Raw genomic sequence first — 14,657 nt, 5'->3', positions numbered from 1 at the left:
TTTTAATATTTTAAATCCTTGTGGAATTTTATTGAAATTCAGTGATTTTTAAATCAAATAGTATTAAGATAAATCGATTTAAAAATCGGCTTTAAAATGAATATTAGGTATATTTTGTATAATATTCATTCAAGCAAAATTTAAAGCTATTTTTGAAAATTTTGAATGCATGGGGGCTTTAATGGATTTGGAAAAATTAAGATTAGCTAGAAGTCTTTATTATCAATGTCTAGGAGAGCTTTTTGTTTTTTCATTTTCTGAAGAAAGATTGTCAAAATTACAAGAGTATTTAAAGACAATGCAAGAATGTTTATTTGATGAAAATTTAAAATCAAATTTTGATATCTTGCTTAAGCATTTAGATGATGAAAATTCTATACAAGCATTTTTTAAAGAATACGATTTGCTTTTTTTAAGTCTTAAAAACAGCATTCCAACGACTTTTTCTTACATAGAAGAAGGTTTTGAAAATTCAAATCCTTTACTTTGTGTGCGTCAAATTTTAGTCAAAAGTAAAATAAGACGCAATGAAAAATTTTTTAAAGAAAGTGAAGATAGTGTTGGATTTTGTTTATTGTTGATGAGTGAATTTTTAAGGCAAAATGAAGATGATTTAGCCAAAGAGCTTTTTGAAAAAGTGATCAATAAAAGCATTGATGAGTTTTTAGGCGATGTTTTCATGAATAAAAATGCGAATTTATATAAGGAAATTGCAAGTATTGCATTGGCTTTTATGGAATTTGAAAGACTTTGCTTTGAAGTAGAAAAACCTGCAAAAATAAATTCTAAAAAAGTGCAAAACGATCTATCGCGTTCAGAATTTTTAAGAAGAGAAGCAAATAAACAAAGGAGGACTCGTGAAAAATCGCAGGGAATTTCTTAAAAAATCCGCTTTTGCCTTAGGGGCTGCTGGAGTGCTTGGTAGCACAACTTTAGCTCTAGCTAAAGATGAAGAAAGAAAAGATTTGGTTAAAGGTAAAAGTAAGAAAAAAGAAGTGCTTTTTCAAAGAAGTGCTAATTGGGAAAATTATTATATAAAGGCTGAGTAATGTCAAGTGTAGGTGAAAATATCAAGCTTACGCGTCGTTCTTTTCTTAAAATGGCAGCACTTTCAAGCCTAGCAACACCGTTGCTTGCTAGAAGTGAAACTTTAAGAGAAGCGAGTGCTGATGAGCTTAAAGAAGCGTATGAAGGTAGTAAAAAAGTAAAAACAGTTTGTACAGCCTGTTCTGTAGGCTGTGGGATTATTGCAGAAGTGCAAAATGGTGTTTGGGTGCGTCAAGAAATTGCTCAAGATCATCCTGTGAGTTCAGGTGGACATTGCTGCAAGGGATCTGATATGATCGATATGGTGCGTTCACATGTGCGTTTAAAATATCCTATGAAAAAAGAAAATGGAGAATGGAAACGCATAAGTTATGAGCAAGCTTTAAGTGAGATCGGAGAAAAACTAGCTGCTTATCGTAAAGAAAATCCTGAAAGTGTTATGTTTTTAGGTTCTGCAAAACTTAATAATGAACAAGCTTATTATATAAGAAAATTTGCAGCATTTTTTGGAACGAACAATGTAGATCATCAAGCTAGAATTTGACACAGCGCAACAGTCGCCGGTGTGGCGAATACATTTGGTTATGGCGCTATGACAAACCATCTTGGAGACATTCAAAGAAGTAAATGTATCATTATCATTGGAGCAAATCCAGCGGTAAATCACCCTGTGGGTTTTAGACATTTCTTAAAAGCAAAAGAAAAAGGTGCAAAGCTTATCGTTGTAGATCCTAGATTTACAAAAAGTGCAGCAAAAGCGGATATTTATGCAAGAATTCGTCCAGGAACTGACATTGCTTTCATGTATGGAATGTTAAAAATCATTTTTGATGAAGGCTTGGAAGATACAAAATATCTTGATGAAAGAGTTTTTGGAATTGATAAAATTCGTGAAGAAGCAGCAAAATGGACAGCTGAAGAAGTGGAAAATGTTACAGGGATCTCTAAAGAACTTTTGGTGCAAATCACTCACGAAGTAGCTAAAAACAAACCAACTACGCTTATTTGGGCTATGGGTTTAACTCAACATACTGTAGGAACTTCAAATACACGTTTAGCACCTATTGTGCAAATGGTACTTGGAAATATAGGTAAATTTGGTGGTGGAGTTAATATCTTACGCGGACACGATAATGTTCAAGGTGCTTCAGATATGGCTTGTTTGAGTGAAAATTTACCTGGTTATTATCCTTTAAATGAAGCGACTTGGAGATACTATGCCAAAATTTGGGGTGTGGATTATGAGTGGCTTTTAGGAAATTTTGTAAGTAAAGATTGGATGCATAAAACTGGACTTTCACTTGCTAGATGGTGGGCAGCGGCTTTAAATGGAAAAGATGGAAATGATGCTATCGATAATGCAGGAACGCCTTTAAAAGCTTTAGTAGTTATGGGAAATGGTATTACTTCGACTGCACAACAAGTAAAAGTTAAAGAAGGTTTGGAAGCTTTAGAGCTTTTAGTTTTAGCCGATCCTTTTGTAAATGAAGCAGGGATTATCGCAGAAAGAAAAGATGGAATTTATCTTTTACCTGCAGCAACACAGTTTGAAACAAGTGGAAGCGTAACAGCTACAAATCGTAGTGGGCAATGGAGATTTAAAGTTGTAGATCCACTTTATGAAAGTATGGAAGATCAAGAAATTTTATTTGAGCTTGCTAAAAAATTAGGCTTTTATGAAGACTTTACCAAGACTTTACGCGATGAAAAAGGTGAGATCGTTTGGCCTGAAAATGCAACAAGAGAAATTGCAAAAGCAGTTAGAAGTATAGGGCTTAATGGTTGGAGTCCTGAAAGGCTTAAAAAACATACTTTATACTGGGATAAATTTGATGAGGTAACTTTAGAAGGAAAAGACGAAGTTGCGGGCGAGTATTATGGGCTTCCTTGGCCTTGCTGGAGTGATAAGCACCCAGGTTCTCCTGTACTTTATAATACCGACATTGAAGTAGCAAAAGGTGGTATGGGCTTTAGAAATAATTTTGGACTTGAGTATGAAGGAGAGAGTTTGCTTGCTAAAAATGCACCTTTAAATTCGCCTATTAATACAGGTTATCCACAAATTACTAAAGATAATATAGAAAAAGTTTTAGGTATTACTTTAAGTGCTCAAGAAAAAGAAAAAATGGGATCAACTTGGTCTTATGATGATAGCAATATCATAGCAACTAAATGTATAGAAAAAGGCATAGTTCCTTATGGAAATGCTAAAGCTAGAGCTGTAGTTTGGACTTTTAAAGATAAAATTCCACTCCACCGTGAGCCTTTACATTCTCCAAGAAACGATTTGGTACAAAAATATCCAAGTTTTGAAGATCAAAAAGCACTTTATCGCGTGGATACTAAATTTGTTTCTGTGCAACAAGCTAAGGATTATTCTAAAGAATTCCCGCTTAATCTTGTTACTGCAAGACTTGTGAATTTAAATGGTGCAGGTATGGAAAATAGAGCATCTATGTATCTAACGCGTTTAACACCTGAAATGTTTTGTGAGATCAATCCTCAATTAGCAAAAGAGCAAGACATTAAAGCAGGAGATATGATTTGGGTGCATTCTCCAGAAGGCACTAAAATTCATGTAAGAGTGAAGGTTAATCCAGGTGTAGCAAAAGATATGATTTTCTTGCCTTTCCATTTTACAGGAGTTATGCAAGGCGTGGATTTAACGCACAATTTCCCAGAAGGAACTAAGCCTTATGCAAGCGGAGAAAGTGCTAATACGGTAACAAATTATGGTTATGATATTATGTGTCAGATTCCAGAGACTAAAGGCGGGCTTTGTAGAATCAGTAAGGATGGAAAATGAGTAAGGTAAATTTTGCAAATTTAGAAAAAGAACGCTTGAAATTCTTTTGTGATAATGAGCGTTGTATTGATTGTAATGGTTGTGCGGTAGCTTGTGATGAAGCACATGAGCTTCCTATTCATATTCGCCGCCGCCGTGTGATTACTTTAAATGAAGGAATTCAAGGAAAAGAAGTTTCAACTTCTATTTCTTGTATGCATTGTGATGATGCTCCTTGTTCTATCGTTTGTCCTGTGGATTGTTTTTACATCCGTGCTGATGGTATTGTTTTGCATGATAAAGAAATTTGCATAGGTTGTGGATATTGTCTTTATGCTTGTCCTTTTGGTGCACCACAATTTCCAAAAGATAGTGTTTTTGGAAATAAAGGCATTATGGATAAATGTACTATGTGTGCAGGTGGCCCTGAAGCAACGAATTCAGAAAAAGAAAGAGAACTTTATGGTCAAAATCGTATCGCAGAAGGAAAAGTCCCTGTATGTGCTGCGATGTGTTCAACAAAAGCACTTTTAGTAGGTGAAAGTTCTAAAATAGAAGAGATTTATCATAATAGACTTATGAATAGAAATTATGGCATTCCAAATCCTTCGGAAAGTTTGGAATGGAAGATTGCTTACACAGGAAAGGAACGCTTATGAGAAAAGTATTTGTAACGCTTTTATTAAGTGTAGTGAGTTTATTTGCTTATGGTAGCGAGAGAATGGGACAAGATACTCAAATTTGGGATTTTCATCGTATTACAAATATCCCAAATTATGATACTTTTGGCAAACTTTGGACAACTTTGCAAGGTGAATATATAGCTACTATAGCTTTAATCGCTGTTATTGCGGTATTATCTGCATTTGCTTTGCATTATATGGTTATAGGACCTAAGCAATTTTCACACGATGGAAAGAAAATTTATGCTTTTACATTATTTGAAAGACTTTTTCATTTTATCGCGGCAATTTCTTGGGTGATTTTAGTGCCAACTGGTTTTGTGATGATGTTTGGAGAAGTTTTTGGGGGTGGAGTTTTTGTAAGGGTTTGTAAAAATTTACACGCTTTTGCAACGATTTTGTTTATCATCTCTATAATCCCTATGTTTTTATGGTGGATTAAAAGAATGCTTCCTGCAAGTTATGATATCAGATGGATGATGATAGTAGGTGGTTATTTAAGCAAAGTAAAACGTCCTGTACCTGCAGGTAAGTTTAATTTTGGTCAAAAATCTTGGTATTATATAGCTGTATTTGGTGGATTTTTGATGATAATTACAGGTGGATTTATGTATTTTCTTGATTTTAATTCCACGGCAATTCAAGGTCTTTTTGGTTTAACTCAAATTGAACTTTTAAGAATTTCAGCTATAGTGCATAATTTCTTGGGTATAGTGTGTGCAGTGTTTTTTGGTGTGCATATTTATATGGCAGTATTTGCAATCAAAGGCAGTATCCATTCTATGATTAGTGGTTATAAAGAAGAAGAAGAGGTTTATATTTTACATTCTTATTGGTATAAAGAATTAAGCAATAAAAAGCAAATTGAACCTAGTTTTTCTTATGATCCTAATGTAAAAATTTAATCTTTAACCGCTATGTTATTACATAGCGGTAGTTTTAAGCTTTTTTGAAATAAATAGAACGAATTTTCTTTTATAAGTTGAATCTAAAATCTATTTTTCCATATATAAATTTGTTATTTATGTTTTTTTGATATAATATTATTTAAAGATATTTAAAGGATAAGGTATGGATCCGTTATTTACAACTCAAATTTTAAAATATAAAGGTGATGAATCTTTTACATGCAATGATACTTTAGTGCGTGAAATTAAGCTTGAAATTTTTATTAATGATGAAAAAGTAGGTGCTTTAATGGCAACTCCTGTAGATGAACAGGCATTAGCAATAGGATATTTAATGAGTGAAAATATCATTGCGAAAGTAAGCGATATTGAGAGCATAGAAACAAAAGATGATGGTATGAGTGTGCATATTAAAGCAAAGATTGATAAAGAAAATTTAGCAAAGCTTAATGCTGAAGGTGTAGTTATAAGTGGTTGCGGTAGAGCACATACTGCCAATATCGATCCAGAAGCTATTGAAGCGAGTAAAATTAGTTCTGATGCAAAATTTAGCAAAGATGAAATTTTAAAACAAATGAGTACTTTTTATACTCAATGCGAGCTTTACGAGAAAACAGGCTGTGTGCATACGGCTAAGCTTTTTGTAGATGAGAAAACTTTTTTTATAGGTGAAGATATAGCTCAACATAATACCATAGATAAAGCTTTAGGAAAAGCACGTTTAGCTGGGATTGATTTAAGTCAATGTTTTTTAATGGTTAGTGGAAGGCTAAGTTCTGAAATGGTAGCTAAAGCAGTTATGCATAAAATTCCAGTGCTTGTTTCACGCACGGCTCCTACTTGTTTAGGGGTTATGATAGCAAGAAAATTTGATTTAACGCTTTGTGGTTTTGCTAGAGAAAATAAGATCAATATTTATAGTGGAGAATTTAGAATTCATGGATAAAAATCAAGAAAAAGAAATCATCTCATATATGAGAGAATTGTTAAATAGCAATGAAAAATTAGATTGTGGTACGGCTTTTAAAATTGCAAAGAAATTTAATATAAATATAGAAAAAATCGGACAATTAGCCGATGAAAATCACATGAGAATTGATAATTGCGAGTTGGGGCAATTTGGACATTTAGATTTTGAAAAAGCAAAGATTGAAGTGCTTAAAAAAATAGAACCTAGTTTAGATGAAAAGCGTAGAATTTTTTGTAAAGATGCAAGAGATATTGCTAAAGAAGGTTGTGGACTTAAAAGTATGCGTTCAGCTTTAAAAACTTATAAGGTTGATGTAAAGTATTGTCAACTTGGTTGTTTTAAAGAAAAAAAAGGTAAGCAATTTATAGTAAGAACAAAAACTTGGATTGAAAATGCGGATGGAGATTTGCTTTTTGGTCGAGGAAAAACAGAACTTTTAGAACTTATCGGACAAACAGGTAGTTTATTACATGCTTCTAAACTTATGGGGATTAATTATAAAAAAGCTTGGATGCATTTACAAACCTTACAAAAAAATTCTCAAGAAATTTTAGTTAGCACAAGACAAGGACGCTCTAAAGAATCAGGAACAAAACTTACTCCTAGAGCTATGGAATTGATGGAAAATTACTCTATTTTGCAAAAAGACATAGAAGAATACGCTAATAAACGCTTTAAAGAATTGTTTTTAAAAGGAAAAAAATAAATCTTCTATCAAAAAATACTAATACATAATTTTTTTATAATTAATTAATATTATTTTTTTAAAAATATGTTAAAATTAGAATCTAAATTTTTTATTTTTTAGGAGTTATAAGATGTTTAAATCTTTAAATATAGGTTTAAAACTTATTTTTTCTGTGGCAGCTGTTGTTGTTATTGGACTTGTTATTTTAATTTCATTAATCACAAAACAAGTAAGTCAAAATATTACCAAAAATACAGAAGATATTCTTGCTTCTATCACGAAAGAATATGCTACTCAAACTCAAGGAATTTTTGGGGAAATGATCGCTTTAAATAAAAGTATTTCAGGTACTTTAACAGAAATGTTTAGATCAACCTCTAAAGAAGATTTAGATATAGACAATATAACAAATATTATAACCAATACTTTTGATAATAGTGCTTATTCTAATTTTACTTATTTATATCTTATTGATCCGCCAGAATACTTTAAAGAAGAGAGTAAATTTTTTAATACTCAAAGTGGAAAATTTGTTATGCTTTACGCTGATGAAGAAAAGGATAATAAAGGCGGAATAAAAGCAATACAAGCTAGTGATGAAATAGCTAATCTGCAAGTTGTGCAAGATATATTAAAAAAAGCAAAATATGGGGAAAATAAAGTATATATAGGCCGTCCTATTAAGATGAATTTAGAAGGTCAAGATTTTGATGCTGTAAATGTTGCTATGCCTATTTTTGATCGAAAAAATCAAGTTGTAGGTGTCATAGGCATGACTTTAGATTTTTCAGATATTGCTACTTATCTTTTAGACCCTAAAGGTCAAAAATATGATGGTGAATTAAGAGTTCTTTTAAATTCAGATGGTTTTATGGCGATACATCCAAATAAAAATCTAGTTTTAAAAAATTTAAAAGATATCAATCCTAATAAAGGTGCACAAGAAACTTATAAGGCCATAAGTGAAGGAAAAAATGGAGTTTTTAACTATATAGCTTCTGATGGTGATGATTCTTATGCTGCGATTAATAGTTTTAAAGTGCAAGATAGTTCTTGGGCGGTTTTGGTAACTGCTCCTAAATATTCAGTATTTAAACCCTTAAAAAAATTACAATTAATTATTCTTGGTGCATCTTTTATTTTTATTTTTGTTGTTTTAGGAGTGGTTTATTATTGCGTAAGAAAAATTGTCGCATCTAGATTGCCTGTGATTCTTAGTTCTTTAGAATCATTTTTCCGTTTTTTAAATCATGAAAAAATTGAACCTAAGGCTATTGAAATTCGTGCTAATGATGAGCTAGGAGCAATGGGAAGAATCATAAATGAAAATATTGAAAAGATTCAAATATCTTTAGAACAAGATCAAAATGCTGTAGATGAATCGGTGCAAACTGCTAGAGAAATCGAAAAGGGTAATTTAACTGCAAGAATTACTAAAAATCCTATAAATCCTCAATTAGTAGAACTTAAAAATGTTCTTAATAGGATGCTTGATGTTTTACAAAGTAAAATTGGTTCTAATATGAATGAAATTAATAGAGTTTTTGATAGTTATAAGGCTCTTGATTTTAGTACAGAAGTATTTAATGCTAAAGGTGAAGTTGAGATTACAACTAATATTTTAGGCAAAGAAATTAAAAAGATGCTTTTGGCTTCTTCAAATTTTGCTAAAGATTTAGCCAATCAGTCAAAAGAGTTAAAAAATTCTATGCAAAAACTTGCTGATGGCTCTAATGCACAAGCGAGTTCTTTAGAACAATCGGCTGCAGCTGTGGAGGAGATTAATTCTTCTATGCAAAATGTAAGTGGAAAAACAGTTGAGGTTGCTTCACAAGCTGATGATATAAAAAATATTGTCAATGTGATTAAAGATATCGCTGAGCAAACGAATCTTCTTGCTTTAAATGCAGCTATTGAAGCTGCACGTGCTGGAGAACATGGGCGTGGTTTTGCAGTTGTTGCAGATGAGGTAAGACAGCTTGCGGAAAGAACAGGAAAATCCTTATCTGAAATCGAGGCAAATATTAATATACTTGTTCAAAGCGTAAATGAAGTAGCAGAATCTGTAAAAGAACAAACAGCAGGAATCACACAGATTAACGATGCTATAGCACAACTTGAAACTGTAACTAAGGAAAATGTCGAAGTTGCAAATGTCACCAATAATATAACAAATGAAGTCAATCAAATTGCTGCGGCAATTCTTGAAGATGTGAATAAAAAAAGATTTTAAAAAAGCTCATTTTTGAGCTTTTAAATTTTTTCTATATTATTTAAAATTTTTAAACACAAAACAAGTAATAAAATAATATTATTTTTCAAAGCTAATATCAAGGAAAAATAATGAAAATTGATTGTCGCAATCTATCTTGTCCTCAGCCTATAGTTGAAACAAAAAACGCTCTTGAAAAACTTCAAGAAAATGAAATTTTAGAAATTGTTTTAAATTCTATTATTTCAAAAAATAATGTTGTAAAATTTCTTAACTCTTTAAATTTAACCCCTGTTGTAGATGAAAATGCACAAGAGTTTTGCATCAAAGTACAAAAAAAGAATTTTGATTCTAGTAAAGTAAATATTCACGATTATAATGTTTTATTTTTAAAAACCGACAAAGTGGGTGAGGGTGAATTGGGACAAAATTTACTTGTAGGATTTTTAAGTACCTTAAAAAATTTAGATCATGCTCCAAGTAAAATTTTTTGCGTAAATGAAAGTGTTTTAATCAATGTTGATGAAAATCATAAAGCACATTTAGCTATGAAAGAACTTGAAAATTTAGGTATTGAGATCATAAGTTGTGGAGCTTGTCTAGAATTTTTTAATAAAAGCAAAGAACTTAAAATAGGAAATATAGGCAATGCTTATGAAATTTTAAACGAGCTTTTTGGTAAAGCAAAAATCATTACTCTATAAGGAAAAACACTGCAATATAAAAATCAAAATTTAATGCATTTTGTTAAAGCAGCAGGCTGAGCAGCGAAATTAAGCCCGGGTGGTCTTAAAACAATTTTAAATTTCATGCAAAAAACTCCTGCTTTACTTAGTGATATCGGAAATAATGAAGATGCAAGCGTATATCAAATCAGTCCCGATTTAGCTTTGGTGCAAACGCTTGATTTTATCACTCCTATAGTAGATAGTGCTTATCATTTTGGTGCTATTGCTGCAGCAAATGCTTTAAGCGATGTTTTTGCTATGGGTGCAGAGGTAATTAATGCCTTAAATATAGTAGGTTTTGATACTTGCAATCATGATTTAAACATCTTAAAAGAGCTTTTAGAAGGTGCAAATGATAAAGTTAAAGAATGTAATGCTTTAGTCGTGGGTGGCCATACTATAGAAAGCACCGAGCTTTTTTTTGGACTTAGTGTTACAGGAAAAGTACATCCTAGTAAATTTATTGCTAATAATACTTCTAAAATCGGAGATTGTATCATTTTAACCAAGCCTTTAGGAACAGGAATTTTAAGTACAGCTTTAAAGGCGCAAATGTTAAATCAAAAACATTTAGATATAATGCTTAAAAACATGATGGAGTTAAATTATAAAGCCAGTCAAATTGCTCTTAAATTTCATCCAAGTGCCATGAGTGATGTTACAGGTTTTGGACTTTTAGGACATTTAAAAGAAATGCTAAATAAAAATATTTCTTTTGAAATTTTTGAAAGTGAACTTCCTTTTTTAGATGGAGTAAAAGAGTATTTTAATATGGGTTTAATTCCTGCTGGAGCTTATAAAAATTTAGAATTTATAAAAGAACTTACCCCTGATTTAAATGAAGAAAAATTATTACTTTGTGATCCACAAACTTCAGGAGGACTTTTAATTTCTATAAGTGAAAAAGATTCCTTAGAATGTTTAAAAAAACTAGAAGATGAAAATATTCAAGCTAAAATTATTGCTAAGGTTGTAAATAAGCAAGAAAATGATATTATCATTTCTTAATTTTTGTTACTTATATACCCATTAAAATTTTTTTTATCATTTTTTATACATTTTCTATGATTTAAAATATTATTTTTTATCTTATTTATATATTATTTATTAAAATTTATTTTATCTTAGGAGATATGAAATGATACAAAAAGCTTTAGCCTTAGCTGAAGAATTACAAGGACAAATAGAAGCCAATATTTCAAATTCTGAAAAAGAATTTCATGCTAAAATGCAAAAACTTCTTAATAATCCCAAAAATAAAGTTATGCTTATAGAGCTTTTAGATCGTTCTTTTAGATGTAAAGATAAAAATGCAAGTTTTGAGCTTATAGAATATACTTTGAGTAAATATGGCATAGCGGATTTTTTTAGCACTTTTGAAAAATTCCTACTTTTTAGCTTTTTAAATTTTGGCAAATTTGCTCCTAATTTAAGTGTACCTTTTTTTGTCAAACATTTAAGAGAAGATACTAAAGCTATGGTTCTAGATGCAAATCCTAGTGTTTTAGAACCACATATTAAGAAAAGAAAAGAGCAAGATAAAATTACCTTAAATGTGAATTTAATCGGCGAAGAGGTTTTAGGTGAAGCTGAGAGTAAATATCGTATGCAAAAATACGAAGAAGCCTTAAAATCAAGCTATATCACTTATATTTCCATAAAAATTACTACTATTTTTTCACAAATTAATATTATAGATTTTAATTATTCTAAAGAAGAGGTCGTAAAAAGACTAGATTATCTTTATGCTTTAGCCTTAGAAGAAGAGAAAAAACAAGGTGTATCTAAATTTATCAATCTTGATATGGAAGAATTTAGGGATTTAGAGCTCACCGTTGCAGCTTTTATGGAAAGTGTGGCTAAATTTGATATTAAAGCAGGGATTGTTTTGCAAGCTTATATTCCTGATTCTTATAAGTATCTTAAAAAACTTTTTGTTTTTTCAAAAGAGAGGGTTTTAAAAGGTATGAAGCCTATTAAGATCCGTTTTGTTAAGGGTGCTAATATGGAAAGTGAAGAAACCATTGCGTCTCAAAGGGGTTGGGAGCTTCCTACTTTTTACAAAAAAATAGATACTGATAGTAATTATAATAAAATGCTTGATTTTATTCTTGAAGGAGATAATTATAAATACATCAACATAGGAATTGCAAGTCATAATATCTTTGAGATTGCTTATGCTTATACACGCATAAGTGAAGTGGGTGCTTTGGATTCTTTTACTTTTGAAATGCTTGAAGGTATGAGTTTGCAATGTTCTTATGAATTATCTAAAATGCATGATCTAATCCTTTATGCCCCAGTTTGCGATGAAGCACATTTTAACAATGCCATTGCTTATCTTGTAAGACGCCTTGATGAAAATACAAGTGAAGATAATTTTATGCGTTATTTTTTCAATCTTAAAGTAGGAGATAAGAACTGGAATATCCAAAAAGAACTTTTTTTAAAATCTTTAGAAGGCATAAAAACTCTTGATAATACTACACATCGTAAGCAAGATAGAAATAAAGAATCAAATATCATAAGTTCTTATGAAAGTAAAAAATTTAGCAATGAAAGCGATACGGATTTTATTTTAGCACAAAATAGAGCGTGGGCTAAAGAAATTAAAACTAAATATGAAAATTTAAAAGATTATGATGTTTATCCTGTTATAGGCGAACTTGATTTTAAAGCAGAAAATTTAAATGTTTTAGAAGTTAAAGATAAGATCAAAGATAGAGTTATAGGAAAGGCTTATTTAGCAGGAGAAAAAGAAATCAAACAAGCTTTAGAAGTAGCTAAAAATTCCAAATTTACACAAAAAAGTCATGATGAAATTTATCAAATTTTAGCCAAAAGTGCAAAACTGATGAGAGAAAGAAGAGGGGATTTGATAGGTTTGGCAGCTTTAGAAGTGGGCAAAACCTTTTTAGAGATCGATCCTGAAGTAAGCGAGGCTATTGATTTTATAGAGTTTTATCCGCACTCTTTAGAAGAGCTTAAAAAACAAAATCCAAAAGTTACATTCACACCTAAAGGTATAGGGGTTACCATAGCTCCTTGGAATTTTCCTATAGGAATTTCAGTAGGTACTATAGCTGCACCACTAGCCGCAGGTAATGTGGTGATTTACAAACCTTCTTCACTTTCAACTCTAACAGGTTATATGCTTTGTAAGTGTTTTTGGGATTCGGGTATTCCAAAAGATGCTTTGATTTTCTTACCTTCAAAAGGAAGTGATATTTCTAAATATTTACTTATTGATGAAGCGATTAAATTTTCAATTCTTACAGGAGGAGAGGATACTGCTTATGCCATGTTAAAAGCTAATCCAACCTTGCTTTTAAGTGCTGAAACTGGCGGAAAGAATGCGACTATAGTTTCTAAATTTGCTGATCGTGATAGTGCGATTAAAAATATCATTCATTCTGCTTTTAGCAATAGCGGTCAAAAATGTTCAGCTACTTCTTTGCTAGTCTTAGAAGAAGAGGTTTATCATGATGAAGAATTTAAAAAGACTTTAGTGGATGCTGCGAGTTCTATGGCAGTGGGCAATCCTTTTGAATTTAAAAATAAATTAGGTACTTTAGCTGATAAGCCAAGTTCTAAAGTTCAAAAGGCCTTAGATGAATTACAACCTTATGAAGAATGGGCATTAAAACCTAAGTTTTTAGAGGATAATCCTTATTTGATGACTCCAGGCATAAAATATGGCACTAAAAAGGGTGATTTTACTCATATGAATGAACTTTTTGTACCGATTTTAAGTGTGATGAAGGCTAAAGACTTAAAAGAAGCTATTGATATAGTAAATTCCACAGGTTATGGTTTAACTGCAGGTTTTGAAAGCTTAGATGAAAGAGAATGGGAGTATTTTCACACTCACATAGAAGCAGGAAATATTTATATCAATAAACCAACCACAGGGGCTATAGTGCTGCGTCAACCTTTTGGTGGGATTAAAAAATCAGCTATAGGTTTGGGTAGAAAAGTGGGAATTTATAATTATATCACTCAATTTTTAGAGATTAAGCAAGAAGATTTTGATGATCATTTAATTGAAGATAAATTTTCAAAAAAATTAGCACAAATAGATTTAAAAGAAGCACAAGATTTTATAAACAATTTAATTAAAATGTCTCAATCTTATGCTTATCATTATAAAAACGAGTTTAGTGTTTCAAAAGATTATGTCAATATTCGTGGAGAAGATAATCTTTTTTCTTATACTAAAATAAAGAATATGGTTTTAAGACTTTGTGGAAATGAAAGCTTAAAAGATGTTTTAGGTGTGGTTTTAGGTGCAAATATTGCAAATATTGATCTAAGTATCAGTTATGATGAACAAGATGTTAGTATGATAGAACGAATTGTTCAAAGCATAGGAGCAAAAGTATTGTTTTTAAAAGAAAATAAAGAAAATTTTATCAAGAGTATTAAAGAATATGAAAGAGTGCGTTATTTAGCAAAGCCAGATGTAAATGATGAGATTTATAAAGAGGCTGCAAAGCTTGCTAAAATCATTATAAGAGAAAAGCCATTATTAAATGGTCGTTTTGAACTTTTAAATTATTTTAATGAAAAAGCTTTAAGTATATCTTTTCATCGTTATGGAAATTTAGGCATTAGAGCAATATCTTAATGATCAAGG

The 14,657-nt window shown here is 31.0% G+C and carries 11 protein-coding genes; all 11 read left to right on the top strand.

Translation table 11 applies throughout. The features are described 5' to 3' along the window. Nucleotides 1–169: 169 nt before the first annotated feature. Nucleotides 170–883, top strand: a complete 714-nt coding sequence (locus FBF06_RS08415; RefSeq protein ID WP_024088174.1) for a molecular chaperone TorD family protein — start codon at nt 170–172, stop codon at nt 881–883. Continuing rightward, entirely contained in the window at nt 858–1,049 is a 192-nt protein-coding gene (locus FBF06_RS08410; RefSeq protein ID WP_002851537.1) for a twin-arginine translocation signal domain-containing protein, read from the top strand. The genes FBF06_RS08415 and FBF06_RS08410 overlap by 26 nt, the downstream gene beginning before the upstream one ends. Beyond that, nucleotides 1,049–3,853: a formate dehydrogenase subunit alpha gene (locus FBF06_RS08405; protein ID WP_079460614.1), complete on the top strand. Its 2,805-nt coding sequence runs from the start codon at nt 1,049–1,051 to the stop codon at nt 3,851–3,853. Before FBF06_RS08410 ends, FBF06_RS08405 begins: the two co-directional genes overlap by 1 nt. Next, nucleotides 3,850–4,491: a formate dehydrogenase FDH3 subunit beta gene (gene fdh3B, locus FBF06_RS08400; protein ID WP_002851264.1), complete on the top strand. Its 642-nt coding sequence runs from the start codon at nt 3,850–3,852 to the stop codon at nt 4,489–4,491. The genes FBF06_RS08405 and fdh3B overlap by 4 nt, the downstream gene beginning before the upstream one ends. After that, entirely contained in the window at nt 4,488–5,420 is a 933-nt protein-coding gene (locus tag FBF06_RS08395) for a formate dehydrogenase subunit gamma (RefSeq protein WP_002876033.1), read from the top strand. Before fdh3B ends, FBF06_RS08395 begins: the two co-directional genes overlap by 4 nt. Before the next feature lie 166 nt (nt 5,421–5,586). Beyond that, a complete protein-coding gene (fdhD, locus tag FBF06_RS08390; RefSeq protein ID WP_002900981.1) occupies nt 5,587–6,369 on the top strand; it encodes a formate dehydrogenase accessory sulfurtransferase FdhD in 783 nt (260 codons plus the stop codon). Next, nucleotides 6,362–7,099, top strand: a complete 738-nt coding sequence (locus tag FBF06_RS08385) for a winged helix-turn-helix domain-containing protein (RefSeq protein ID WP_002822570.1) — start codon at nt 6,362–6,364, stop codon at nt 7,097–7,099. The genes fdhD and FBF06_RS08385 overlap by 8 nt, the downstream gene beginning before the upstream one ends. A gap of 112 nt (nt 7,100–7,211) precedes the next feature. Next, a complete protein-coding gene (gene ccaA / locus FBF06_RS08380) occupies nt 7,212–9,314 on the top strand; it encodes an aspartate chemotaxis receptor CcaA (protein ID WP_002860695.1) in 2,103 nt (700 codons plus the stop codon). 110 nt (nt 9,315–9,424) lie between these two features. Further along, entirely contained in the window at nt 9,425–9,997 is a 573-nt protein-coding gene (gene yedF, locus FBF06_RS08375) for a sulfurtransferase-like selenium metabolism protein YedF (protein ID WP_052796063.1), read from the top strand. A 9-nt stretch (nt 9,998–10,006) separates the two neighbouring features. Continuing rightward, nucleotides 10,007–11,029 carry a selenide, water dikinase SelD gene (gene selD / locus FBF06_RS08370; RefSeq protein ID WP_079460391.1) on the top strand — a complete coding sequence of 341 codons (1,023 nt, stop codon included), beginning with the start codon at nt 10,007–10,009 and terminating at the stop codon, nt 11,027–11,029. A 130-nt stretch (nt 11,030–11,159) separates the two neighbouring features. Further along, nucleotides 11,160–14,648, top strand: coding sequence for a proline dehydrogenase family protein (locus tag FBF06_RS08365; RefSeq protein WP_052796064.1), 3,489 nt, complete (start codon nt 11,160–11,162; stop codon nt 14,646–14,648). Nucleotides 14,649–14,657: the final 9 nt, after the last annotated feature.

The organism is Campylobacter sp. CFSAN093227, assembly GCF_012897855.1.
Taxonomy (GTDB): Bacteria; Campylobacterota; Campylobacteria; order Campylobacterales; family Campylobacteraceae; genus Campylobacter_D; species Campylobacter_D jejuni.
This window is presented reverse-complemented; position numbering and strand designations above follow the sequence as displayed.